At 41.4% G+C, this 25,374-nt stretch carries 17 protein-coding genes; 11 read left to right on the top strand and 6 right to left on the bottom strand.

From position 1 onward, the window contains the following. The first annotated feature begins 192 nt into the window (after positions 1-192). From AC1XUO_RS01005 to AC1XUO_RS01030, 6 genes are all read left to right on the top strand, one after another. Complete coding sequence (locus AC1XUO_RS01005) at positions 193-630, top strand: hypothetical protein (protein WP_483327896.1); 438 nt, start codon at positions 193-195, stop codon at positions 628-630. A gap of 209 nt (positions 631-839) precedes the next feature. After that, the gene (locus AC1XUO_RS01010; RefSeq protein WP_483328652.1) at positions 840-1,754 is read left to right on the top strand and encodes an ABC transporter ATP-binding protein; all 915 of its coding nucleotides are present in this window, start codon (positions 840-842) and stop codon (positions 1,752-1,754) included. Between the two features lie 43 nt (positions 1,755-1,797). After that, entirely contained in the window at positions 1,798-3,126 is a 1,329-nt protein-coding gene (locus AC1XUO_RS01015; protein ID WP_483327897.1) for an ABC transporter permease, read from the top strand. 243 nt (positions 3,127-3,369) lie between these two features. Continuing rightward, positions 3,370-6,348 (top strand): glycosyltransferase family 117 protein, encoded by a 2,979-nt coding sequence (locus AC1XUO_RS01020; RefSeq protein ID WP_483327898.1) that lies wholly within the window; start codon positions 3,370-3,372, stop codon positions 6,346-6,348. 162 nt (positions 6,349-6,510) lie between these two features. Beyond that, entirely contained in the window at positions 6,511-7,104 is a 594-nt protein-coding gene (locus AC1XUO_RS01025) for a Crp/Fnr family transcriptional regulator (protein WP_483327899.1), read from the top strand. A 150-nt stretch (positions 7,105-7,254) separates the two neighbouring features. Beyond that, positions 7,255-7,686, top strand: a complete 432-nt coding sequence (locus AC1XUO_RS01030; RefSeq protein ID WP_483327900.1) for a hypothetical protein — start codon at positions 7,255-7,257, stop codon at positions 7,684-7,686. Positions 7,687-7,729: 43 nt separating this feature from the next. Here the strand turns inward: AC1XUO_RS01030 and AC1XUO_RS01035 are convergent, their stop codons facing one another. From AC1XUO_RS01035 to AC1XUO_RS01045, 3 genes are all read right to left on the bottom strand, one after another. Next, complete coding sequence (locus tag AC1XUO_RS01035; RefSeq protein WP_483327901.1) at positions 7,730-8,923, bottom strand: endonuclease/exonuclease/phosphatase family protein; 1,194 nt, start codon at positions 8,921-8,923, stop codon at positions 7,730-7,732. Positions 8,924-9,063: 140 nt separating this feature from the next. After that, positions 9,064-10,236 (bottom strand): molecular chaperone DnaJ, encoded by a 1,173-nt coding sequence (gene dnaJ, locus AC1XUO_RS01040; protein ID WP_483327902.1) that lies wholly within the window; start codon positions 10,234-10,236, stop codon positions 9,064-9,066. A gap of 99 nt (positions 10,237-10,335) precedes the next feature. Next, positions 10,336-10,917: a nucleotide exchange factor GrpE gene (locus AC1XUO_RS01045; protein ID WP_483327903.1), complete on the bottom strand. Its 582-nt coding sequence runs from the start codon at positions 10,915-10,917 to the stop codon at positions 10,336-10,338. A 147-nt stretch (positions 10,918-11,064) separates the two neighbouring features. On the opposite strand from AC1XUO_RS01045, the gene queG reads away from it, so the two are divergent. From queG to AC1XUO_RS01070, 5 genes are all read left to right on the top strand, one after another. Further along, entirely contained in the window at positions 11,065-12,012 is a 948-nt protein-coding gene (gene queG / locus AC1XUO_RS01050; protein WP_483327904.1) for a tRNA epoxyqueuosine(34) reductase QueG, read from the top strand. Between the two features lie 73 nt (positions 12,013-12,085). Beyond that, positions 12,086-12,499 carry a DUF1761 domain-containing protein gene (locus tag AC1XUO_RS01055; protein WP_483327905.1) on the top strand — a complete coding sequence of 138 codons (414 nt, stop codon included), beginning with the start codon at positions 12,086-12,088 and terminating at the stop codon, positions 12,497-12,499. 116 nt (positions 12,500-12,615) lie between these two features. Next, a complete protein-coding gene (locus tag AC1XUO_RS01060) occupies positions 12,616-13,470 on the top strand; it encodes a universal stress protein (protein ID WP_483327906.1) in 855 nt (284 codons plus the stop codon). Between the two features lie 57 nt (positions 13,471-13,527). Next, positions 13,528-14,607 carry a magnesium/cobalt transporter CorA gene (gene corA / locus AC1XUO_RS01065; protein ID WP_483327907.1) on the top strand — a complete coding sequence of 360 codons (1,080 nt, stop codon included), beginning with the start codon at positions 13,528-13,530 and terminating at the stop codon, positions 14,605-14,607. Between the two features lie 104 nt (positions 14,608-14,711). Further along, the gene (locus AC1XUO_RS01070) at positions 14,712-17,183 is read left to right on the top strand and encodes a bifunctional UDP-N-acetylmuramoyl-tripeptide:D-alanyl-D-alanine ligase/alanine racemase (protein WP_483327908.1); all 2,472 of its coding nucleotides are present in this window, start codon (positions 14,712-14,714) and stop codon (positions 17,181-17,183) included. Between the two features lie 63 nt (positions 17,184-17,246). On the opposite strand, the gene ppk1 is transcribed toward AC1XUO_RS01070, so the two are convergent. From ppk1 to AC1XUO_RS01085, 3 genes are all read right to left on the bottom strand, one after another. Next, a complete protein-coding gene (gene ppk1, locus AC1XUO_RS01075; protein WP_483327909.1) occupies positions 17,247-19,553 on the bottom strand; it encodes a polyphosphate kinase 1 in 2,307 nt (768 codons plus the stop codon). Between the two features lie 171 nt (positions 19,554-19,724). After that, positions 19,725-21,680, bottom strand: a complete 1,956-nt coding sequence (gyrB, locus tag AC1XUO_RS01080) for a DNA topoisomerase (ATP-hydrolyzing) subunit B (RefSeq protein ID WP_483327910.1) — start codon at positions 21,678-21,680, stop codon at positions 19,725-19,727. Between the two features lie 480 nt (positions 21,681-22,160). Further along, positions 22,161-25,331, bottom strand: a complete 3,171-nt coding sequence (locus AC1XUO_RS01085) for a PVC-type heme-binding CxxCH protein (RefSeq protein WP_483327911.1) — start codon at positions 25,329-25,331, stop codon at positions 22,161-22,163. Positions 25,332-25,374 lie beyond the last annotated feature (43 nt).

A 25,374-nucleotide genomic window follows, 5' to 3' on the forward strand; every position in this document is an offset into this window, starting at 1 on the left:
GATGACGTAACAGTTTGGATCAGTAAACTTAGCTAAATTCAGATAAACGCTAGCATTAAAGTTATTTACAAATTCAACCTTTCGCGAAATTTATTATATACATTGGACGATTTGATTGAATATTTGTATTATTTTTTTTAGCTTTCTAAAAATAATCAATTGTTTATCTTATTTCTTAAACTTCCTTTCTCAATGGCCCCCCGACTTATTCTCGAAAATGAATTAGAACCTATTTTTCTAGGAAAATTCCCGCCTTTCCCTGACGATATTAAAGAATTTCTGGTGAAATACGGCCCTTATCTCATACTTTTTGGGGCCGTGTTTATGTTATTTGGATTGCTTGCGGCTTTTGGTATAGGCACAGCTGCCATCGGTATAGGAGTCATGGCTTATGGCAGCGGTTTTATGATGTACATTGCATTATTTATAACCACCATAATAGCCATTATGTATCTGATGGCTTTTTCACCACTTCGGGCAAGAAAAAAGGCAGGATGGAATCTTTTGTATTACGCGTTATTATTAAGCTTGTTATCCAGTCTTATACAACTTGCGCTTCTTTCTGCGATCATCAGCGGGGTGATCGGTTTTTGGGTTTTATTTCAAATCAGGGATAAATATATTTTGTGAAAATTACCTCTTTCAGGTTTAAAGAGTAAGCGGAGATTCTGCTTACTCTTTCTTTTTACCACTAATCCGCATAATACGTACATTTGTCAGTTTCCGCTTTTGTAAAGGCTGCGATACTTTGCATCTTTGGAACGCAGATTAAAATAGTCTGGCAATCTTCATCAGAAATTGCGAATAATTCGCAGTTCAGGCCATTACCCTATACAAGAATGAATATTATTGAAGTACAAAACATTACGAAGGATTACTCCAATCATCGTGCTCTGGATGATGTTAGTATCAATATTCCAACTGGTTGCATCTTCGGACTACTCGGCCCGAACGGAGCGGGAAAAACATCTTTGATCCGGATTATCAACCAGATAACAGGTCCCGATTCCGGTCAGGTTTTCTTTGATGGTGAGCTGTTAGGTCCGAAACATATATCAAAAATCGGGTATCTTCCCGAAGAACGAGGATTGTATAAAAAGATGAAAGTAGGTGAACAGCTCCTTTATCTGGCACAACTCAAAGGCCTCAGCAAAAGTGAGGCGATGGAAAAACTAAAAATCTGGTTTGTTAAATTTGACATCAAAACCTGGTGGGACAAAAGCGTTTCGGATCTTTCGAAAGGTATGCAGCAAAAAGTACAGTTTGTTTCAACCGTGCTGCATGAGCCGGCACTGATCATTCTGGATGAACCGTTTTCAGGTTTCGACCCTATAAATGCCAATTTGATCCGTGATGAAATTCTCGAACTGAAACAAAAAGGCAGCACAATCATTTTTTCCACGCACAGAATGGAAACGGTTGAAGAGCTTTGTGACAACATTGCGTTGATCCACAGGGCGAAAAAAGTACTTGACGGGCCGAAACTGGTTATCAAAGAACAATTTAAGACCAATACGTTTTTTGTTGAATACCGCGGTCACCTACACAACTTTGAGCATAAGTATCAGCTTGAAAAAACGACTATGCTGGAGAATGATTATCTGCGAACCAATATTCATCTGCCGGCTTCCGTTACTGCAAACGAACTTTTGACTGATCTCTTACCGCAGATAGAAATTCGTGCTTTCGGCGAAAATATCCCAACCATGAGCGACATTTTCATGCGGGCGGTTAACGAAATCCCGGAAGCTTAAAACGTAACGTTCGCCACTTCAATTACGCTCTAAAATTAAAAACATGCGAAATATATTACTTGTTATTCAAAGAGAATACCTGGTCAGGGTTAAGAAAAAGTCATTCTTGATCATGACCATTCTTGCTCCTGTGCTTTTTGTTGGCGGTTATGCTTTGGTTATATGGATGGCGATCAGTTCAGTTGACAGCAAAACCGTGCAGGTTGTGGATGAAAGCGGGCTTTTCACCAATGAATTTAAAGATTCCGAATCGCTGAAGTTTTCTTACTTAAAAGGTTCAATCGATTCCGCCAAAGCTCAGTTTAAGGATGGTCAGGCCAATGCGCTGGTTTACATTCCGGCGAATGTGATTGCATCTCCAAAAAGCGTTCGCATTTATGCCGCGAAAAACGTAAGCATGGACCTGAAATCGGAAATTGAAAAGGTCATTGAAAAAGAAATTGAAAATATTAAACTTTCCCAGGCTGGCATAACGCACAAAATTCTGGAAGATTCCAGAGTCAACGTGAGCTCCGAAACCATCAGCCTTAGCGATGAAGGTGAGCAAACAAGCAGTTCCGGAGCGGCAACGATCATAGGCGGAATTTGCGCATTTCTTATTTACATGTCTGTGTTCATTTATGGAACACAGGTTATGCGGGGCGTGACTGAGGAAAAAACAAGCCGGATTGTTGAGGTGATTATTTCTTCCGTAAAACCTTATCAGTTAATGATGGGAAAGATCATCGGTGTCGCGCTGGTAGGACTGACCCAATTTGTATTGTGGATTTTCCTTACCATATCTTTAACAACACTTGCGACTACGGTTCTGAGCTCGAAAATGCCGAAAGATTCTCAGCAGCTTCAACAGGAAATGAGCAAAATGCAGCATGGTATGCCTGCTTCCAACATGCCGGGAGGAAACGTGGACAATCCGGTTGCAGAAGTTCTTGGAGCAGTTAATAGCCTAAACATCCCCCTTATTATTGGATGTTTCCTGTTTTACTATCTGGGAGGATATTTATTTTACAGCGCACTTTTCGGGGCCGTTGGTGCTGCGGTTGATAATGATGCGGATACCCAGCAATTTATGCTTCCGATCACACTTCCCATTATTTTCTCTTTTGTTTTTGCACAGGTTGTGCTGCGGGATCCTGACGGCAATCTGGCATTCTGGACATCCATGATTCCATTTACTTCTCCGATCATTATGATGGTCCGAATTCCTTTTGGCGTACCAGCATGGCAGATCGCCCTTTCGATGGCCTTGCTTGTGCTTGGTTTTATGGGAACGATCTGGGTCGCTTCCAGAATCTATCGGGTAGGAATTTTGATGTATGGGAAAAAAGTTTCTTACAAAGAGCTCGCTAAATGGATATTTTACAAAGTTTAACAATACGATAATTTCCTTCTTTCGTATGCCTCCGACACGCACCGGCTATAAATTCATGGTCGAAATCTGTCGGAGGTATTTTGTTTAACACTTTTTAAGAGTGCCTAACCCTTGCCGTTGAGGTTATTTTGCTAATTTTGAGGCACCGATTAAATATGCAGTTATTTTTTGGAGTATTGCGGCCATTATTATCCGTCTTCACTTTTGGATCTTACTGTAAACTTATAACCATAAATTATTATAATGACCCGTTTCAACCGTTCCAACAACCTTACGGGTTGGATTGTTTTCGCAATTGCATTTCTTACATACGCCCTCACCGTTGAACGAACGGCCAGCTTTTGGGATTGCGGCGAATTTATTGCCTGCGCATTTAAATTACAGGTACCTCACCCTCCGGGAGCCCCGTTTTTTCTTTTAATTGGAAGATTATTCTCGATGTTTGCTTTTGGTGATCTTACCAACGTTGCCTATTGGGTCAATATGGTTTCGGTTTTAAGCAGTGCATTTACCATTCTTTTTCTTTTCTGGACAATCACTTTACTTTCTCGTAAACTGATCGGCAAAAAAGATGAAGAGCTGACACAAGGTGACATAATCCTTTTGATGGGTTCAGGCGTTGTTGGCGCGCTGGCCTATACCTGGTCTGATTCATTCTGGTTTTCAGCTGTTGAGGCTGAGGTTTATGGAATGTCGTCATTCTTCACTGCGATCGTTATCTGGGCTGTTTTCAAATGGGAGCGAATCGAAGATCCTGCTGCCGAAAACCGCTGGTTGATTTTCACCGCCTATCTGGTAGGTTTGTCAATTGGTGTCCATTTGCTTAACCTTGTTACGATACCTGCGCTGGCTCTGGTTTATTATTTCAAAAAATATCCAAAGCCAACGGCATTAGGCGGTATCGTCGCCTTTGTCGGCGGTCTTGTAATTCTGGTAATAATCAACTCGGGAATTATCCCTGGTTTGCCGAGTATGGCCGGAAAGTTTGAAATATTCTTTGTCAATAATCTGGGCCTTCCTTTCAAATCCGGTGTAATATTTTTTATTATTCTTTTCCTTGGCTCACTGGTCTGGGGAATTATTTATTCTCAGAAAAAGGCAAAAGTTCTTTTGAACACAGGGCTTCTTTCTCTTGCTTTTATTCTGGTTGGTTATGCATGTTACCTGATGGTTTTGGTACGTGCCGAATACAATCCTCCAATCAATGAAAATAATCCAAACGATGTTTTAAGTTTTGTATCTTATCTAAAGAGAGAGCAATACGGAAGCCGTCCTTTGCTTTTTGGTCCATCGTTTGTTTCCCGTCCGATCAATCAAAAACGTGGCGCTCCGATGTATCGCAAACAGGATGGAAAATATACGATTTACGACTACCGTCCCGAGTATGAATATGAGCCGGGAAGCAGCATGCTTTTGCCTCGTATGTACAGTACGCAGGGAGGCCATCCGCAGCTTTATCAGCAAATGACAGGTTTGGCAGAAGGCCAAAAACCGACAATGGGCAATAACCTGCACTTTATGTTCTCCTATCAGATCGGGCACATGTACTGGCGTTATTTCCTCTGGAACTTTGTTGGTCGCGAAAGTGATGAAGAAGGTGCAGGAAACCTGCTTCCATGGGATGCGTTTACCAAATTTCCATCGATAATTGAAAACAATAAAGCGCATGACAACTTTTTCATGCTCCCATTCATTTTGGGTCTTTTTGGAATTGTTGTGATGTATTTCCGTCGTCAGCGCGACTTGCTGGTACTGGGTTTGTTATTCTTCCTTACCGGTGTTGCCCTGGTAATTTATCTGAATTCCCCGCCAACTGAACCGCGCGAACGTGATTATATCTATGTAGGATCATTTTACATTTTCTGTATGTGGATTGGATTTGGTGTAATTGCTTTGGCTGACGGATTGAATAAGTTTGTCAAAAGTGCAGTGACACGTGCCGGCGTTGCGACAGGTCTGAGTTTGATCGTTCCTATGATGATGGGAGCCAAAGGCTGGGATAATCACAATAGAAATCATCGTTACCACTCAGTTGATTTTGCTAAAAACCTGCTTAATTCCTGCGCGCCGAATGCGATCCTTTTCACAGGTGGTGATAACGATACATTCCCTCTCTGGTATGTTCAGGAAGTGGAAGGTTTCAGAACAGACGTTCGCGTTTGTAACCTGAGCTTACTTGGTACTGACTGGTATATCGATCAGATGAAACGCAAAACGTATTTGTCGGAGGCACTTCCGATTTCGCTGGATAAAAACAACTATGCTTTTGGTAAAAACGATATTGTTCCATTCTACGAAATTCCAAGTGTAAAAGACGGAATAAATTTGAAGGAATATATGGGTCTTGTGAAGCAGGAAAATAAGGCGATTCAGGTACCGTTGACAAGTGGCGACATGACCTCAATCCTGCCCTCTTCTGTTCTATTCCTGCCTGTGGATACGGAAGCTATTAAAAAGATGAACATTATCAAAAGCGACCTTCTTCCCTATTTGAGCGATTCAATTAGCTGGACGGTTGGTAAAGGTGATTTGTATAAATCGGACCTGATGATGCTGGACATGATCGCAACCAATGACTGGAAGCGTCCGATCTATTTCTCATCAACGTTGGGTGGTTCGAGCTATCTGAACCTGAAAGAATATATGCAGCTGGAAGGATATGCTTACCGTTTGCTTCCTGTAAAAGTACCGGGTGCTACGGACGGTTATGTCAACTCAACCGTGATGTATAATAATCTGATGACTAAAATGTTCTGGAGAGATCTGGATAACCCGAATACTTATTACGATAATACTTATCTTGGTTCTCCTATTTTCACAGCACGTATCGCTTTCCTTCGTTTGACTGGGCAGTTGATTGCCGATGGTAAAATTGAAGAAGCTAAAAAAGCAATGAATAAAGCTCTGGCAGTAATGCCTGATAAGAGCATTCCATACGATCAGATTTCTTCCAATTTTATTGGAACATTATTCGATCTGGGGGAAAACAAAAAAGCACTTGAAATTGCTGAAACGATGGCTTCCCGCTCGGATGAAAACCTCACATGGTCCAAAGAAAATCCGACGACAAAACGTCGCGACAGCCAGGTTGATCTTTACATCCTGCAAACTATTGTCCATGAATGTCGTGAAGCGAAGCAGGAAGTTGCCGCTAAAAAGTATGAAACAATTTTCCAGAAACACCTCGCCGCATTTAACATGTATGGAAATGGTGCTCAGTAAAATTAACCGCTGAATAACAAAAGAGGGCTGGTTTACAGCCCTCTTTTGTTATAATCGAAAGTTTTTCTATTTTTTGTGTGTAAAAATAACTAATTTTAAGCTCAACGGTATGAGAATCAGTAATCGGTATTTCTTGAAAAAGCTTAATTTTCATGCCGACGTATGCACAAAATATTCTCGTTACTCTGTAACTACAACATCATAAGTGAGCGAACCTATGAAGCTGTTCTCTCAAAATTAATTACCACCGAACATTCTGACAAGTCCATATTAATCTCTCCGGATAAGCCGCAGGACATGGTTCATTTTATTGGAGAAGGTATCACCCGTAATTATTACAGCCGTATCGGGCAGGAATGGACCAATGGTTTTGACACCGTTGGCGACTGTATCATGACTTCTTCAAATTTCATTTACGATCAACCTTCAATAGATTACGTCGAAACATGCACAAACGTCGTTTTGTACAGTATATCTAAAAAGAATTTCAGATCGCTTATCCTGCATTATCCGGATATGGAAAAAGTATATCAGGAGATTATGGAGAGAAGGCTTATCAGGCTGGAAAAACGAATGCAGGCCTTATACATGCTCACAGAAGACGAATTATATCAAAAGTTTGAAAGGGAGTACAGTCAAATTCAGAATTTTATCGCGGACCAGCACATAGCAAGTTATCTTCGTATGAACCTGGCGACTTTTTTTAGAGTGAGAAAAAAAATAGATTCTGAAAAACGCACCAAGGTCATGCAGTAAAATCTATTGATCATATTTGTAAAAAATAAATAATCAATAAAATTTTAACCGGAAAATATACTAGAATTAATATTATAGAATAAATTCTATAATAAAATACTACAACTTGTTACTAGCTTTGAGTTCGACTGAAAACTTACGCTAAAAGTTATGATTACCGCTAACAAGCATGGAAATATTTTACCAAAGTTATATTGTCTGGTTACGCTCTCGTTTATCTTCACAGTGTTACAATCTTGCAATGAATCTGAAACAGCCATATCTGACGTTCAATATTTAGTTACCAATAAATCCACAGACAAAATAAGTCGCTTAACAGTATTTGTTGAAAGTGGGGACAGTTCGTCAAGTAGCATTATTGATTCAGTTTTTATTACCAATATTCCCGAAAATCTTGCGGTCAGACTGACATACGATATCAATAAAAACCCAGCCGCGACTGGCTTTTACCGGCTGGTAGCCATTGGTTCAAAAAAGAAATGGAACAGGACTTTCGGAAAATTCAGCAGCAAAAATGATGAAGATACCGACCACATCTACAATCTCGAAATAAAGGAAGATTCAGTCGTGATCGCCCAATAAAAAAAGAGAAGCCTTCGCTTCTCTTTTTTTATTGGAATTAAATTTATTCAAATATCACCTTTATCCAAACCAATCGATGGTCCGAGCTGGACTCTCTTTTCTCCACAAGTTCAGCCATTGGCTCACCTTTTGCCGGCCAGAAAACGCCACTATCCATCATTTTAAAACCTGAACGGGAAGGCAGCACATAATCAGCTCTCATTCGCCAGAAGGCCGTATGATTTTTCGCAAAAGGATTGTTAGGTGAGTGTTCTGCTCCACCTTTACTTTCAGGGGCATTGTCACTATTCACTTTCGGACTTGCCAGAAGTGCTTTAATACCTTCTGATACCGCATTTCCTTCAACAGGCGAAGCATTCTGGTCGCCGAGAATTACAAAAGAAGAATTGGCAGGCAAACCTCCTTTTTTCCCTTTGTCGTCATAAATATATTCGTTTCCTGAATCACTGATATAGTCATTCCAGAACCTGATCTCGTCATGATTCCTTTTTCCATTACGATCTTCGGCACCATCAAATGACGGTGGGGTCGGATGACTTGCAAGAAAATGAATTGTTTTATTCCCCACTTTAACCGGAACATCCCAATGCGATTTTGACGAAAGCGGGAAATTTGCCCATGCTTCAGCCGTATACCAATCGCTGCCATCCGCCTTAACTGTTTTCAAAGCACCTGGCATATCTTTCCATTTGAAATTCTGAAAAGTCCTGACATTGGCCAGGTCAATCGGATATCTTGAAATCAATACCATAGCATACTGCCCCGGATATAAACCAAATCCCCAGGCATCTGCACCAGTCTTGCTTGCTACGCCGTCGTTATCCAGGTCATACGGGCTTGGCTGTCCGGTATTTGATGTTCCAAAATAATAGTATGGATATTCAATTCCTTTGGCTCCACCCTGCCCTTTTTCAAGATATCCCTTCACAAATTGCAGAACACCCTGTTTTGGATCTTTGATATAGTCAAACTCGTTCAGCAAAATCACATCTGGCCTTACGGTCTGAATAATTTTGGCAATGTTTTTTATCTGCGCATTATTTCCGGATGCCAGTTCACCGATTAAGACTTTCTCAGAAATTCCTGCTGTTCCTTTTTTAACATAATTTTCGGCCTCCATACTCACATTGTAAGTAGCGAAGGTCAATTCCGTTGGTTTGTTTTGTGCCTCAGTCTGCATTCCTGAACAAAGCATAGCGAGACCTATCGCAGCTGCCTTTAAAGTTTTGTAAGTCATAATTTTAAATTAAATCTAACAGCAAAGGTAAAATCACAAAGTGACTATTTTTCAAATGAGACGTTACATTTACATTAAAAATAAAACGAGCCGAATCATGACTGACCGGCTCGTTTCTATATTTTATCCTTCAATACAGATCAATGAAAGAAATCCTTCATTTTATCAAAAAATCCTTTTTCGTTCTTACCAGGTTTTGGCTGGAAATTTGGAGAATTACGAAGTGATTCAAGCGTTTCACGCTCATCAGAAGATAACTGCTGTGGCGTCCATACACTGATATGCACCAGCTGATCCCCTTTTCCGTAACCATTCAGATCTTTGATACCTTTTCCTTTCAAACGAAGAATTTTTCCTGCCTGCGTACCTGGTTCAATGGTGATTCTTGCTTTACCGTCAATGGTCGGAATCTCGGTTGAAGTACCTAATGCTGCATCAATAAAACTCATGTGCATATCAAATACCACATTATTTCCATCACGTTTCAGGTTCAGATCTTCTTCCTCTTCGATCACGATCAGCAAATCTCCGGCAACACCACCTCTTGAAGGCACGTTACCTTTACCTGACATTGAAAGCTGCATGCCTTCGGCAACACCACCAGGAATGTTTAACGTGATCAGATCGTCCTGTAACAAACGGCCTTCACCCGCACATGAATCGCAACGCTCGCTAATAATTTTTCCGTCGCCGTTACAGGTAGGGCAAGTTGTTGTGGAAACCATTTGCCCCAACATCGTACTCACCACCTTACGTACCTGACCCGTGCCGTTACAGCCCGTACAAGTTGTCAGTGCTGTACCATGTTTTGCGCCGTTACCTCCGCAAGTGTTACAGCTGACATGACGTTTGACTTTAATTTTTTTCTCGACACCGTTTGCGACTTCTTCAAGATTAAGTTTCAGCTTAATTCTTAAATCAGAACCACGACGTACTCTACGGCCACCGCCTCCGCCGCCCCGTCCAAAAATATCACCGAAAGGACTTTCGCCGCCTCCGAAAATATCGCCGAACTGCGAGAATATATCATCCATAGAAAAACCACCGCCGCCGAAACCTCCTGCTCCAGCTCCGCCTGCGGCTCCACCAACACCAGCATGACCAAACTGGTCATAACGTTGACGTTTGTTCTCGTCGCTCAGAACACTGTAAGCCTCCGCAGCTTCTTTGAATTTATCTTCTGCCGTTGGATCGTCAGGGTTTTTATCCGGGTGAAACTTAATCGCAAGCTTGCGATAAGCCTTCTTGATGTCGTCAGCAGCAGCGCCACGATCCACGCCAAGAACTTCGTAAAAATCTCTTTTCTTTGCCATTTTAATATTTCAATGAGTAATGTATGCAGTCTTTACCGCAGTAAAAATTCAATAATGGATGTCCGTTAATGCATACATTACCATTATTATTTGATATGATCAGGCGCCAACAATTACTTTTGCATAGCGAATCACTTTTTCATTAAGAAAATATCCTTTTTCAATTTCGTCAATTACCTTTCCTTTCAAATCTTCGGTAGGAGCCGGAAACTGTGCGATTGATTCATGAAGTTCTGCATCAAAAACCTCACCTTTTGACTGCATTGGTTTCAATCCTTTTGATTCAAGTGTTTTGTATAATTTGGTATAGATCAAATCAACACCTTCTTTCAAAGCTTCGATTTCAGTTGAAGAATCGAATGAAACTTTTGCACGCTCAAAATCATCAACGATAGGTAATACCGCTTTGATAAGATCAGCACTTGCACCCGAGATCATTTCAAGTTTTTCTTTTGCTGTGCGTCTGCGGAAATTTTCAAAATCAGCATACAGTCGCATGTATTTATCTTTAAGCTCAGCAACTTCTGTTTTATGAGCTTCGGCCGGATCTACTTCTTCAATTTCTCCGATTACTTCGCCCGCATTGTCCATTGGAAGGCCATTTTCTGCAACTTTTTTTTCTTCGTTTTCCACATTGTCAGTATTTACTGAATTGGCATCCTCATTTATTTGGTTTTCCATGTCCTTTTATATGTTGTCTTCGTATTTTTCGGCATAGTTTTCCTGCACTTCCATGAATTTTCATGTACCAGAGGATACTAAATTACTTTGCCAGCACAAAAAAAACTGACAAGATGACATTCCGACTGCATTTCGTAACTTTGCAGAATGACTACGGAAGAACTCATACGCGCGGAAAGAAGCCAGTTTATTAAATCGAAAGCAGCCGAAATTGGTTTCGACTTTTGCGGTATTTCCAAAGCTGAATTCCTGGAAGAAGAAGCTCCCCGACTTGAAAACTGGCTCAACCAAAATCATAATGGTGCGATGGGCTATATGGCAAACCATTTTGATAAACGGCTTGATCCCAGAAAACTTGTTGACGGAGCAGCATGTGTCATATCCGTTTTGTTAAACTATTATCCGGCCGAAAGGCTTCCGGAAGGTGCTGACGATCTCAAACTTTCCAAATATGCTTATGGGAAAGATTATCATTTTGTGCTGAAAGAAAAACTTCAATTACTATTGGAAGCAATTCAGCACGAGATCGGTGAAGTGAACGGGAGAATTTTTGTCGACTCGGCGCCTGTGATGGATAAGGCATGGGCGGCGAAAAGTGGTTTGGGGTGGGTTGGTCGTCATTCCAATTTACTTAACCGGGATATGGGTAGTTTTTTCTTTATTGGAGAAATTATCTGTGATTTAAAATTGGCTTACGACGGAGCTGTAAAAGATTATTGCGGAACTTGCACGCGCTGTATCGACGCTTGTCCAACCGATGCAATCACTGAACCGTATGTGGTCGATGGCAGTAAATGTATCAGTTATTACACGATCGAGTTGAAAGATGCCATTCCGGAAGAGGCCAAAGGCAAATTTAATAACTGGATTTTTGGCTGCGATATTTGCCAGGATGTTTGTCCATGGAACCGTTTTTCCCAACCTACAAAAATTCCGGAGTTCGCTCTGCCTCAGGAACTCGCCGACTTCAAAAGGAACGACTGGGAGGAAATAACTGAAGAAGTTTTCCGTGAACTATTCAGACGCTCGCCGCTTAAGCGAACGAAGTATGACGGTTTGAAAAGAAATATTGACTTTCTTAAACCGTTACATTAAGGAGACCTCTGATTAATTTTCACTGATGAGCGGTCTATAATTTCCTGTTCGATGACTGAATAACAACTCTGATATGAGAAAACAATCCGTCAATCTTTGGGCTGTGCTGGTTTGTGTGGTAGTTGGACAAATCATTCCTGCTTTGTGGTATTACTTTTTTTCCGAAGAATGGGCTACGCTGAATGGCCTGGACAAACAACCAATGCCTTCGGCCATGAGCCCGATCCCTTATTTGTCCAGTATTGTTGCCACTTCCTTCATGGCGTATACAGTGGCTTGGGTTTTCACTAAAATCCCTGTAAAATCCGGATATTTTGGTTTTTTAATTGGTCTGCTTTTTGGAACCGTTTTCGTTCTTTTCGAAACCGTGGTTAAAGACATGTTTTCTATGCGCCCGCTTGAACTTTCGTTGATTGATGGTGGTGTAAGTGTTGTCGTATACAGCCTGACTGGATTTATTTTGGGCTTTTGGCGCAAGTATGAATAATAATTGGATAACAGTCGTTACGTTCTGGCATTATTCTTTATAATTTCTTAATATGATATAAGAACTATTGAGGTATATTGGACTAAAACTAACATACTCCACGAAACCAGACTACTATGAACCGAATCCTGATCCCCATTGACTTTTCTGAAAACGCTGAACGCGCCCTGGCCGCAGCGAAAATTATAGCGGATAAAGAAAAAACTGAGTTACTGATTTTACATGCCTATCAGCCTTATATTCCTGATGTTAGCGTCATGCCTGGTAGCGTTTTACCAGGAATAGGATCACCTGATTACTCCGGTATCGGAGATGATCTGGAAGCAAATTTTCGTCATCAACTGGACGGCTATGTAGCTGGCATAGTAGCGGAAGGATACAGAGCCGAGGGAATTTGGTCTGTCGGCGGCATTCAGTCCGCTGTTGAAGATGCGATTGAAGCTTATAACCCTGATTTGGTTATAACAGGAAGAACCGGAACTGGTGGATTTCTGGATAAGCTGATTGGCAGCTCTGCAACCGATATTGCGTTACACTCTCCCTGCCCGGTGATGATTATCCCTCCGCAGGCTGAGCCAAAAAAATTTAGTAAGGTTGTATATGCTACGCAATTTGAGTACGAAGAAAATGATATACTTCGTGAAGTTTTCATCCTGATGAACCACTTGGGAAGTAAATTAACTTTGCTTAAAGTCAATGCTGAACACCAGCCCGATATTCAACCGGACAATCAATTTCTTGATGAAATTAAAGGGGAGTTCACTATCGGTGAAGACGAAGTTGTTTACAGAAAGGCAGACAGTGTGATTGACGGTATTGAAGATTATTGCGATGAGGTTAATGCGGATCTGCTGATTATGTCAACAAGAGAACGTTCGTTCATTGAAGAATTTCTCATCAATCCGAGTGTGACAAAAAAACTGGTTGTAGATACCCATGTTCCCTTACTTATTTATCACCTTCGCAAATAACTTGGTCAAAGACCAAAACACTAATCCATCCAGGTAATATCGTCTCATTGTAACAGAATGTCGAAACGGAAGCATCGTCCAAAAAGGGAGAATTTATTAACTTCACCAGGTACTTTAACATACATCGGGCCTGAAAATGAGTTAAAAACGAAGATTCGCAAAATTCAGTACAATGAGAAATTCTATAGCAATGAAGCTGTCACAAGTCTTGCAGAATGTGCAGCGAATCCAGATATAGAGCCACATATTACCTGGCTGGATGTTGATGGTATTCATGAAACGACATTGGTGGGCAAAATAGGTAATCTATATAACCTTCATCCGTTAATTCTTGAAGACATTGTCAATACGGAACATAAGCCTAAGCTGGAAGTTTATGACACCGGATATATTTTCCTGACGCTTAAAATGCTACATGTTGATTCAGACGACCCCTTGGAAATTTCGTCTGAGCATGTAAGTTTCGTTGCTGGCAAAAATTATATGATTTCGTTCCAGGAAGAACGATCTAATGACATTTTCAGTCCGGTAATTGATCGTTTGAACGCCTCAGTCGGAAAAACACGTCGAAATGGTACAGATTACCTCGCATTTGCACTGATGGATGTGATCGTGGATAACTATTTTCTGGTTCTTGAAAAATTTGGGGAAAAACTCGATCTGGTCGAAGAAAGTATCATCAGCGGTTCTAAAAGAGAATCATTGAATGACTTGTATGCTTTAAAAAGAGAACTTACGTTCGTGAGAAGGGCAATATGGCCACTTCGCGATATGATTAACCAACTGATACGCGAAGACAATTCTATGATCAGTAAAGAGGTTCTACCCTACTACCGTGATTTATACGATCATACCATGCAGGCCTTAGATACGGTAGATTCTTACCGCGAACTTCTTGCCAGCCTGGCTGACGTTCATCTTTCAACGATCAGCAACCGGATGAATGCTGTGATGAAAACCCTAACGATTTTTTCAGCTATTTTTATGCCTTTAACTTTCATCGTCGGCGTCTATGGAATGAACTTTGACAATATGCCTGAGCTAAAAAATCCAAACGGTTATTATTACACCTGGGGCGTTATGGCGATTGTTACTCTTGGTATGATTCTGTACTTCAAACTAAAAAAATGGATGTAAAATCAGTCTTCTTTTTACCAGGTTGCTAACCGCTCGATTTATATAAAAATGCCACACAAAAACGTCATTCTTTAATACCTTTGCGCTTTGCAAATACCATTGGAATGATTCTGACTGAAAATACCACCAAATCCGTACAAACAACGGCGACTTACCTGCTAACCGATAGCCGCCAGCTTTCTTTCCCTGAACAAAGTATCTTCTTTGCCATCAAAGGCGAGCGTCACGATGGCCATCAATTTTTAAAAGAACTTTATCTAAAAGGAGTAAGGGAATTTGTCGTTGAAGAATCGTCGTTAAATGACAATCTACGTCAAGAAATCAAGTCCTGGAAAGATGCGACCGTCTGGATTGTTGGTTCAAGCATTCGTGCCATGCAAAAAATCGTTGCAGAGCATCGTAGACATTTTTTTATACCTGTTTTGGGAATTGTAGGGAGTAACGGTAAAACAATTGTAAAAGAATGGCTTGCACAATTGACCGCTCCCGGCCAACGTGTTGTTGCCAGTCCTAAAAGTTACAATTCGCAAATAGGTGTCCCACTTTCTGTGTGGAATTTGAAGAAAGAACATACGCTTGCTATTTTCGAGGCAGGAGTTTCCCGTTCGCATGAGATGGAATATCTACAACCGGTAATCAACCCAACTGTTGGAATTTTCACCAATATCGGTTCGGCACATGATGATGGATTTCGCAGCCGCAAACAGAAAATCACAGAAAAACTTCGTCTTTTCACAAAAGTCAAAACGTTAATCTATTGTAAGGATTATACAGAGGTCGATGAAGAGATCCAATTAATTCTTCGCCCCGTCAACCCTTTTCTGAAAACGATTACCTGGGGAAGTAAAACGAACTCCGATATACAGGTTTCATTTGAAACCGGAAAAGAAAAGGCCATAATAAAGCTTGATGGCATTTTTGGAAAACTGCAATTTGAAACTGGTTTCCGGGACGAGGCTTCTCTTGAAAACCTTACACATTGCATCACCTTTTTACTTGATTTCGGATTAACCGCGTCGGTTATTCAGGAAAGGATACTGACATTACGCCCTGTATCAATGCGTTTGGAATTGAAAGAGGGTATCAATAATTGTTATGTTATTGATGATACTTACAACAATGATTTACAGGGATTGACAATGGCTCTTAACTTTTTATCCCAACAAGAACAGCGTAGTCACCGAACTGTTATACTTTCAGACGTATTACAATCCGGACAAGCGCCGGAAGAATTATATGGCATTATTTCACAATTATTGCGCGAAAAAAAGATTGACCGCCTTATAGGAATCGGCCCGGAAATGAGTAGGCAGGTTAAACAATTTGATATCTCTGAAAACAAGTTTTACAAAGACACCGAAGCTTTTCTCAAAAAGTTTCCATTCAGCTCTTTGGTCGATAGCCTAGTTTTAGTTAAGGGTGCCAGGACGTTTTCATTTGAAAAAATCGTCCATCGTATCCAGCAAAAATTACACGGGACAGTTCTTGAAATAAATCTTGACGCATTGACCCACAACCTAAATTTTTACCGGTCGAAAATCGGTTCTGATACAAAAATTATGGTGATGGTTAAAGCTTTTGCTTATGGAAGCGGAAGTTCAGAAGTTGCTAATTTACTGCAATATCATCGTGTTGATTATCTAGGCGTTGCCTACGCGGACGAAGGTGTTTCTTTGCGGCAGAGCGGAATTACATTACCTATTATGGTGATGAATTCTACGGCACCCACGTTTGATACGCTTTTGCAATATCATCTTGAACCGGAAATATACAGCAAACGAGTACTGACAGATTGGATTGAGTTTGTCAATCGAAAAAATAATTCGTCAGAGATTTCTCCTGTTCATTTGAAACTGGACACCGGCATGCACAGACTTGGGTTTGTAGAAGATGATTATGATTGGTTGTGCAAGCAACTTTCCGCTAATCCTTCTATAAAAGTTTCCACGGTTTTTAGTCATCTGGTTGGCGCAGATGAAGGAGTTCACAACAATTTCTCTCATTTGCAATATGAAAGATTCGTAAAAGGCGCTTCGAAAATTGAGGAGGCCTTGGGTTATAATGTAACGAAACATATCTTAAATTCTGCCGGAATTGTACGTTTCCCTGATTTCAAACTGGATATGGTGCGACTGGGTATTGGCTTATACGGGGTTGAAGCGACGGGGCAACAACAACATTTTTTACAGCCCGTAGGAACTTTAAAAACGGTAGTTTCCCAGATAAAATATCTGGCTGCCGGCGAAACTGTTGGCTATAGCAGACGAGGTATGGTCAACCATGATTCTGCCATCGCAACGTTGGCAATTGGTTATGCAGACGGATATGACCGTGGACTGGGAAACGGAGTCGGCCAGGTTTATGTAAATGGCACATTATGTGCGACGATTGGTAATGTTTGCATGGACATGACGATGATCGATGTCACCGGGGCCGAAGTTGAGGAAGGAGATGAAGTGATTATTTTTGGAAACGGGCTACCAATCACTGATCTGTCAAGTCGAATTGGAACGATACCTTATGAAATATTGACAGGTATTGGAGAACGGGTTAAAAGGGTATTTTTCAAAGAATAATAAAAAAACCAAAGCCGCTCAAATAAAAATCTGGGCGGCTTTTGTTTACTTCTATCAATTTTTTCATTCACAAATCTGCTGTTCTGATTCGGCGGACTGTTGCTGCCTTGCTAAATCTTCAACAATCGTATCAGCCGGTTTTTGATCCGGCACAAAAAGTTTTACTTTCAAAACATCTTCCAGCGTCACATCAAAAAATGCCTTGTGAATATTTAACGGCTCTTCATCTGGTTCCAGGCATTTGATGTAAGTACCATCTTCCTGCATTTCATAAGCATTCACGTTATCCAGTAAACTGAAATACAAAATGTGAATAGCCTCCTGTTTTACCCGGTTATCAACCAGTTTGAAAAGCGATTCAATACGACGGTCAAAACTACGGACCATAGCATCGGCGCTGCCACCATAAACAAGCGGATCGCCGTTCTGATGGAAATAGAATATTCTGGAATGTTCAAGAAAATCTCCTACCAAAGAACGAACTGAAATATTCTCGCTCAAACCTTTTCTCCGGGGACGCAGGCAACACATACCACGCACGATCAGCCGCACTGGCACGCCAGCTTGCGAAGCCGTATAGAGTTCCTGAATTGTTTCCTTATCTTCCAGCGAGTTAATTTTGATACAAATTCCGCAAGGTAGACCTGCTTTCGCATTCTCAGCTTCCTTACGGATCAACTCGATCAGCTTATTCCTCATATAACGAGGAGCTGTGATCAGATTCTGGTATTCTGTCGGGCTGGAATGACCGGTAATAACATTGAAAAACTCCGAGATATCCTGGGTATATTCTTCATTGGTAGTCAACAAGCCAGTATCCGTATATAAACGGGAAGTATCCTCATTGTAGTTACCGCTCGATAAATGCGCGTAACGTAACACACGATTTCCTTCGTTACGAACGATCAGCAACAACTTCGTATGCGTCTTCAACTGACCAATACCATATATCACAAAACAGCCTGCTTTTTGCAAACGCTGCGCTTCGCGAATGTTGTTCTCTTCATCAAATCTCGCTTTTACTTCGAACAGTACCGCTACGTGTTTCCCGTTTTCGGCAGCGCGCAATAACGCGTCCGTAACACGGGAATTTTTCGCCAGACGGTAAATGGTCAACTTAATTGAGAGTACTTTCGGGTCATCAGCGGCCTGTTCCAGCAACTGAAGCACCGGTTCAAAGTTATTGTATGGATGATGCAAAAGAATATCCCTTTCTTTCATCGCCTCAAAAACATCAGGAATTCTTTCTCTCTCCAATCCCAGCGGTGGTACCGGCGGATGTATTGGCGGAATCTGATCCTTAAATTCAGGATGTTTGACAATGGCCCAAAGGGAGGTATAATCGATCAGTCCCTCCACTTTAAAAACATTGTAATCATCAATTTCCCATCTCTTTTTTATTAAATTAAATAGATCGGGATTGGTGTCCGGTTCGATCGCAACGCTAACAACACGACCCAGGCGACGGTTTTTAATCTTTTGCTTAATCTCGTCGATAAAATCAGATTCCATATCATCACTTTCTTCCAGAGAAAAATCTCCGTTTCTGATGATTCTGAACAAGTTGGTCGACACGATATCGACGTTCCGGTACAACTTGTAGATATGCGCTCTGACTATTTTTTCAATAGGAAGGAAAAGGATCTCATTGTCTCGTTCTATCACATAAAAACGAGGAAGATTAAGTGGAAGCTGTACAAAAGACAATTTCCGATCTTCTTCTGAGGAAGTACCTTTTACCTGGGTGATCACGCCCAATATCAAGACCTTGGCCAGTAAAACCGGGAAAGCGTGGGTATAGTCAAACAACATTGGTGTCAACATCGGATAAACCGTGCGCTCGAAATATTGCTCGATTACGGTAGTTTCCTCTCCGACGATATCCTCCATACCAATGACGCGAAAACCATGTTGTGCGAAAAGAGGTTGAAGCTTATCGGTATAACAAGCATTCTGCAAACGGACAAATTCGTGCAGTTCTTTCATGAGCATCTTCCGGAATGGAATTTCTCTCAATCCTGAATAATCCACGCGCTCCTTTCCGTAATCGAGATAATTATACAAACTACCCAGACGGATCGACAAAAACTCATCAAGATTGGAGGAGGTAATGGCCAGAAACTTTAACCGGTCAAATAAATTTCTTTCTTCATTTTGTGCCTGATCCAATACCCGGTCGTTAAATTTTAGCCAGCTAAGGTCACGACTGATAAAATCGCTCTGCTGGACCAGGGAATTCACCTTTTCAGTAGGACTTACAAGCTTTGTTTCGTCCATAGTTGTTTCTTTTGGGTTTTTAAAAAATGAAAACAGACCAGAAAGTCTTCCTCTTTTTTCGCTATTGGTTATCGGGTCGGTATGATCAGGCATAAGGTAATGAATTTAAACAATCCGCGCTATTCGTGTGTCCCAAAATGCAACGAATCTAATTATGTATTGTTTTTAGTAAGATGAAGTTTTTGTTAATTCTTTATACAAAAAACGGACGACTGAACATAGTCAGCCATCCGTTTTTCTCTAACCCGCGACGAGAGCTGACTGTTACACGTCTACACGAGCATATTTAGCATTCTTCTCAATAAAATCGCGCCTCGGCCCTACTTCATCTCCCATTAACATAGAAAATAAGTGATCTGCCTCCGCTGCTGATTCGATCGATACTTGTTTAAGACTTCTTCCGTCCGGGTTCATGGTAGTGCTCCACAATTGTTCGGCATTCATCTCTCCCAAACCTTTGTAACGCTGAATATTCACTAAATCTTCACGGCCATTACCAACAGCCTTCACAGCTTCTTCGCGTTGTTGTTCTGTCCAGCAATATCTTTCCTCTTTTCCCTTTTTAACCAAATACAAAGGTGGCTGCGCAATGTAGATATAACCGTTGTCGATCAAAATCTTCATGTAACGGAAAAAGAAAGTAAGGATCAGTGTACGAATGTGACTACCGTCGATATCCGCATCGGTCATGATGACGATCTTATGGTAACGAAGTTTGTCAATGTTCAACGCTCTTTCATCTCCGTCTTTCCCAATCTGCACACCCATTGCGGTGAACATATTTTTGATCTCTTCGTTTTCGTATATGCGATATTCCTGTGCTTTTTCAACATTAAGGATTTTACCTCGCAACGGCAAAATAGCCTGAAATGCACGGTTACGACCTTGTTTCGCTGTTCCACCAGCAGAGTCCCCTTCGACCAGATACAATTCACAAATAGCAGGATCGGTCTCAGAACAGTCAGATAGTTTCCCTGGCAAACCAGTTCCTGTCAAAATATTCTTACGCTGTACCATCTCACGCGCTTTTTTCGCAGCGATACGTGCTTTTGCGGCAAGAATTACTTTATCAATGATCGTCCTTGCTTCTTTTGGATGCTCAGCCAGATAAGTATCAAGCATCTCAGCCACAACCTGACTCACGACGCTAACTACTTCGGAGTTACCCAATTTAGTTTTTGTCTGTCCTTCAAATTGAGGTTCAGCCACTTTAACAGAAATAACCGCAGTCAATCCTTCACGGAAATCGTCTCCGCTAATCTCGATTTTTTCTTTGGCCAGCACACCAGATTTATCCGCATAATTTTTCAGCGTTCTGGTTAAAGCTGCCCTGAAACCCTGAACGTGCGTACCACCTTCAACCGTGTTGATGTTATTCACATAAGAAAAAACATTTTCACCATATGAAGTATTATACATCATCGCAATTTCTACCGGAACCGAACCTTTGGTATTTTCCATGTAGATCGGCTCAGGAATCAACGCCTGCCGTGTTCCTTCCAGGTAAAGAACGAACTCATTTAAACCGATCTCGGAATGAAATTCTTCGCCACGCGGAACACCGTTCTCATCCAACTCACGCTTATCTTGCAACGTAATACGGATACCCTTATTCAAAAAGGACAACTCGCGAAGACGTGTCGCAACAGTCTCGTATTTATATTCCGTAACCGTAAATATGGTGGCATCCGGCTTGAAATGGATAAACGTTCCCGTTTTGCCCGAATCACCGATCACACGCACAGGGTACAAAGGTTTCCCTTCGCTATATTCCTGTTCGAATATTTTGCCTTCTCTGTGGATTTCTACCCGTAAATGGATTGAAAGCGCATTAACACATGATACCCCGACACCGTGCAAACCACCAGAAACTTTATAAGTATCTTTATCAAACTTACCTCCCGCATGAAGTACAGTTAAAACGACTTCCAGTGCAGATTTTTTCTCTTTCGCCATAAGCCCGGTTGGAATACCCCGGCCATTATCCTGAACAGTAATGGAATTATCTTCTTCTATCGTAACGTTGATGGTGTCACAGTAGCCTGCCATTGCTTCATCAATGGAATTGTCAACTACTTCCCAAATCAAATGGTGAACACCTTTAAAACCGGTATCACCAATGTACATGGCCGGACGTTTACGTACGGCCTCTAAACCTTCAAGAACCTGGATATTATCGGCTGAATAATTATTTACTTCACTCGCTATTTCGTTTGCCATATTATTTGTTTTACTCTACGATAAAAAGTGCCCATCCAGGGGCTTTTTAAACATACAAAGATAGGCTTTTTTTGCCTTTTTTCCTACTTCATTTAAAGATAGATTCCTGTACTTTACCTCTTTTTTGATTATTCCATTTTTAATGTCCAAAGAGCTAATATTCAGCGGATTTCAAAGCTTTACAAACTATTCATTTTCAGTAAAACCAAAAACAATATTCAGGTACCGGATTATTTTTCTGACTGGTAAAATCTGACTTTCTAATGGGAAAAAGAATAAAATAAGATCAATAATTATAATTGCATACCTACAACATTGTATTCTGTGGCGGTTTTTGGGAGAAGTTTTAAATGCTGATTCATTGAATTTATCCGATAATGTCAGCGTCGCAGCTTTTGGATAGCGTTCAAATGAATACAAAAAAACGCGGCCGCCTGAGAGAATCAGACAACCGCGCTTTTTTGTATAAAACCTATATTATTATTTTTCCATTGGATGTTCTTTCAGCAATTGCTCAGGAGAATAAAAATCCTGCTTACTTTCCGTGGCAGCTCTTACTTTTTTAACGCGCTCAGGAAGAATTGCCGAGCCCTGATTTCCAAATGAATTCCGGACATAAGTCAACACTGCTGCCATTTCCTCATCGTTCAAAAGTCCGCCGAATGGTGTCATCGGAACTTGTCCCGGATACTTTTTGCCACTTACTTCAATCGGTCCTAAAAGTCCCTTTAACGCCAGTTTTATCAGACGATCCTCACTGCCTAAAACCCATTTATTTGCTGTCAGAGGTGGGAAACCAGAAGCTGTTAACCCCTTACCGTCAGGCTGATGGCATGTGGTGCAGTATCCTTCCTTCGCATATATCCCTTTACCCGTATTGTAAAGTTCAAGCTCTTTTCCTTTTAGTGTTGATTTTACAACCACTTCTTTTTCCTTTTTTACACCCACACCATTCAAATGTGCAACGGCCGTTTCGTACGCGTGAATCGACCAATCGTCCAATGGCTTTTTCTTTGCCTCCGCCAGAATTGGCAATCCCTTTTCCTTTCCAATCCAGGACGCCGCCACAATTGCTGCCAGTCTGACACGGCTGTTTTCATCCTTCGCCGCCTCCATCAACAAAGCTGCCTGATCTGGAACCTGATGCCCAGTGAAACGTACCACGTTAACCGCAGCTGCCCTTGCATGGTAATCTTTTGCTTTAAGTACCTGTTTCAAAAGTTTTTGATCCACTTTATCCATACCCCAGCTCACCCACAAACCTTCCAGCAAATGATGTTCATAACGTGGATCATTTTTATCCAGACCAGCAACCCAGGTATTAAGTTTTGTTAAAACCTGATTCACATCCCTTCCACGCAACTCGCGTCGTGTTCTGTATCTGGTGCGGTACTCCGGCAATTTAAGATTTGCAAAAAGTTCTTCGATACTTGCCCCATCCACTTTTGCAGGTTTCACCAGCGGCCTTGAAGGATACGTAATCCGGTAAATTCTCCCGTGTGAATGATCTCTCAAAGGGTCGCGTGCATTGTGCTGCATGTGCCCGATCAGGATATTATGCCAGTCGATCAGGTAAAGAGATCCGTCAGGAGCAAATTCCATATCCACAGGGCGGAAATTTCTGTCTTCGCTGACAACAAGATCGGCACGATGTTTACTTGCATATCCGGTTCCGTCATCCGTTAGCGTATGTTCTTTCATACCTAAGAAACCTATCGTATTATTGATCAGGAAATCTCCCTGAATATCATCCGGAAAATGGCGACTTGACACAAATTCCAACCCGGAAGTCGGGCGTACACGATGAGCATCTTCAACAAGCTGAACGGACTTATGGGTATACTCGCCATATCTTGGCAACACAGATCCCGGCATCATCCAACGAACATCCGGACTGGAAGTTTCGGCAAAAAACGGCTGTCCCCAATCATCAAACGCTATACCCCAAGGGTTTGGAATGGAAAGTTGAGCAGTACGTTCCAGTTTTTTCAACTGTGGTGCGTATCTGTAAAATCCACCGTTCGTTGCCCTTACGGTGCCATACGAAGTTTCAACATCTGTATGGAGAAAAACACCTTCACCAGAATAAATTGCACCCGACGGATCCACTGTAAAAGCATGGCTGTTGTGATGGGTATCATGATCATCAAACCCGCTTAACAAAATTTCACTTTTGTCTGCCTTGCCATCTCCATTGGTATCCATCAAGATTTTAAGATTTGTTCCCTGGGAAACGTAAACACCTTCTTTTGCTATTTCAAAACCCAAAGGAAGGTGTAATCCGTCAGCGAAAACAGTTTGTTTATCTGCCTTTCCGTCTGCGTTTGTATCTTCAAAAATGATAATTTTATCATTTGGTTTTGAATCCCCCGGCTTGTAATGCGGATAACTCGGCATCGTAGAAACCCAAAGTCTTCCTTTGTTATCAAAAGACATCTGCATCGGTTTTGCCAAATCCGGGAATTGTTCTTCCGAAGCAAAAAGCTCGATTTTATACCCTTCCGGCACTTTCAGTTTTTTGAGCGCGTCTTCACCATACAGATATTCAAGACTTCCGTTTTTTTCCGGATTATAATTTGTTTTCACTTCCGGCAAAGGCGAAGTATTTTTATCGGCAGCAGCCAGGTCCAGCTTTTGTCCTTTTGAAGTAGCAAGCCAGACAGCCTGATCGCGAATGGCTGTCAGCTCCCGGATTTTGTTAATTTCCGCCGGATAGTTATCCTGGCCGAACGGATTATAACGACGACCGTAAACATGCACACCGTTTGGAATTTTGTAATCGTTATGCCACATCCAGTTTTTTTCAAGTACGGCGTCATGAACCAGATTTCTGTTCGCCTCTGCTTTCGGCAAAGCTTTTCCAAAAACCTTATCAGAAAGTAAAAGTGCCAGTTTCTTATAACCTTCCTCATTCAACTGCGACCCGTCAATTGTCAGGTCTGCTTTACTTTCAGCATACCATTTTTGTGAAGGTGTAAATGCGTCGACGAAAAGCACCTTGTTCTGATCCGCAACTTCCTTCATTGCCTTTGCGTAAAGGGAAAGATTTTCATTTTCCTTCTTCCCGTTTGGAAGATCAAATTTTGCCGACAAATCTTCAAACGCAATGGGAGAAACAATGGCCAATTGAGGCGACGTCGTTCCGTTATACTTTTGGCTCAATGTATGTTTAATGAAAGCATCAAGTTCCGCTTTGTAGTTGTCCAATCCTTCCTTTCCCTGGAACGATTCGCTATATCCAAAAAAGGCAATGATGATATCTGTTTTTAGCCTGGTAATCCATTCATCCGGTGATTCGAAATGACCTTCACTGTTAGAATTTTTGGCATATTCTGTCTGAAATTTTTCAGCGCCCGGAAATGCCCAGGGTAAATTTCTGCTGGCATGTGGACGAAATCCAGGTGTATCGCCGCCGTCGCACATATTGCGGATATAAAGCAGACTGTCGGGATACCGAACTTGCATTTCAGTTTCAAAATGGCCGTAATTCATCATTCTGGACCCAAGATTTCCTCCCAGTAGAATTATTCGGGAGTTTTTTTTGAGTTTCAGCGAATCCGGCTCGCTGAACTGAAAAGCACTGAAAGCGATGACAATTAATCCAAATAAGATAAACAATCCGTTGATGCCTCTTTTTGCGGGTTTAGTCATTTTCGTAATGATAATTTACTCATGGTTTAGGAATATACTATTG

The organism is Dyadobacter sp. HNCC25DJ186, assembly GCF_056895235.1.

What these genes read in the sequence shown, in the direction of transcription:
- AC1XUO_RS01005 (WP_483327896.1), top strand. Translation starts at nt 193, where the DNA reads ATGGCCCCCCGACTTATTCTCGAAAATGAATTAGAACCTATTTTTCTA.
- AC1XUO_RS01010 (WP_483328652.1), top strand. Translation starts at nt 840, where the DNA reads ATGAATATTATTGAAGTACAAAACATTACGAAGGATTACTCCAATCAT.
- AC1XUO_RS01015 (WP_483327897.1), top strand. Translation starts at nt 1,798, where the DNA reads ATGCGAAATATATTACTTGTTATTCAAAGAGAATACCTGGTCAGGGTT.
- AC1XUO_RS01020 (WP_483327898.1), top strand. Translation starts at nt 3,370, where the DNA reads ATGACCCGTTTCAACCGTTCCAACAACCTTACGGGTTGGATTGTTTTC.
- AC1XUO_RS01025 (WP_483327899.1), top strand. Translation starts at nt 6,511, where the DNA reads ATGCACAAAATATTCTCGTTACTCTGTAACTACAACATCATAAGTGAG.
- AC1XUO_RS01030 (WP_483327900.1), top strand. Translation starts at nt 7,255, where the DNA reads ATGATTACCGCTAACAAGCATGGAAATATTTTACCAAAGTTATATTGT.
- AC1XUO_RS01035 (WP_483327901.1), bottom strand. Translation starts at nt 8,923, where the DNA reads ATGACTTACAAAACTTTAAAGGCAGCTGCGATAGGTCTCGCTATGCTT.
- dnaJ (WP_483327902.1), bottom strand. Translation starts at nt 10,236, where the DNA reads ATGGCAAAGAAAAGAGATTTTTACGAAGTTCTTGGCGTGGATCGTGGC.
- AC1XUO_RS01045 (WP_483327903.1), bottom strand. Translation starts at nt 10,917, where the DNA reads ATGGAAAACCAAATAAATGAGGATGCCAATTCAGTAAATACTGACAAT.
- queG (WP_483327904.1), top strand. Translation starts at nt 11,065, where the DNA reads ATGACTACGGAAGAACTCATACGCGCGGAAAGAAGCCAGTTTATTAAA.
- AC1XUO_RS01055 (WP_483327905.1), top strand. Translation starts at nt 12,086, where the DNA reads ATGAGAAAACAATCCGTCAATCTTTGGGCTGTGCTGGTTTGTGTGGTA.
- AC1XUO_RS01060 (WP_483327906.1), top strand. Translation starts at nt 12,616, where the DNA reads ATGAACCGAATCCTGATCCCCATTGACTTTTCTGAAAACGCTGAACGC.
- corA (WP_483327907.1), top strand. Translation starts at nt 13,528, where the DNA reads ATGTCGAAACGGAAGCATCGTCCAAAAAGGGAGAATTTATTAACTTCA.
- AC1XUO_RS01070 (WP_483327908.1), top strand. Translation starts at nt 14,712, where the DNA reads ATGATTCTGACTGAAAATACCACCAAATCCGTACAAACAACGGCGACT.
- ppk1 (WP_483327909.1), bottom strand. Translation starts at nt 19,553, where the DNA reads ATGCCTGATCATACCGACCCGATAACCAATAGCGAAAAAAGAGGAAGA.
- gyrB (WP_483327910.1), bottom strand. Translation starts at nt 21,680, where the DNA reads ATGGCAAACGAAATAGCGAGTGAAGTAAATAATTATTCAGCCGATAAT.
- AC1XUO_RS01085 (WP_483327911.1), bottom strand. Translation starts at nt 25,331, where the DNA reads ATGACTAAACCCGCAAAAAGAGGCATCAACGGATTGTTTATCTTATTT.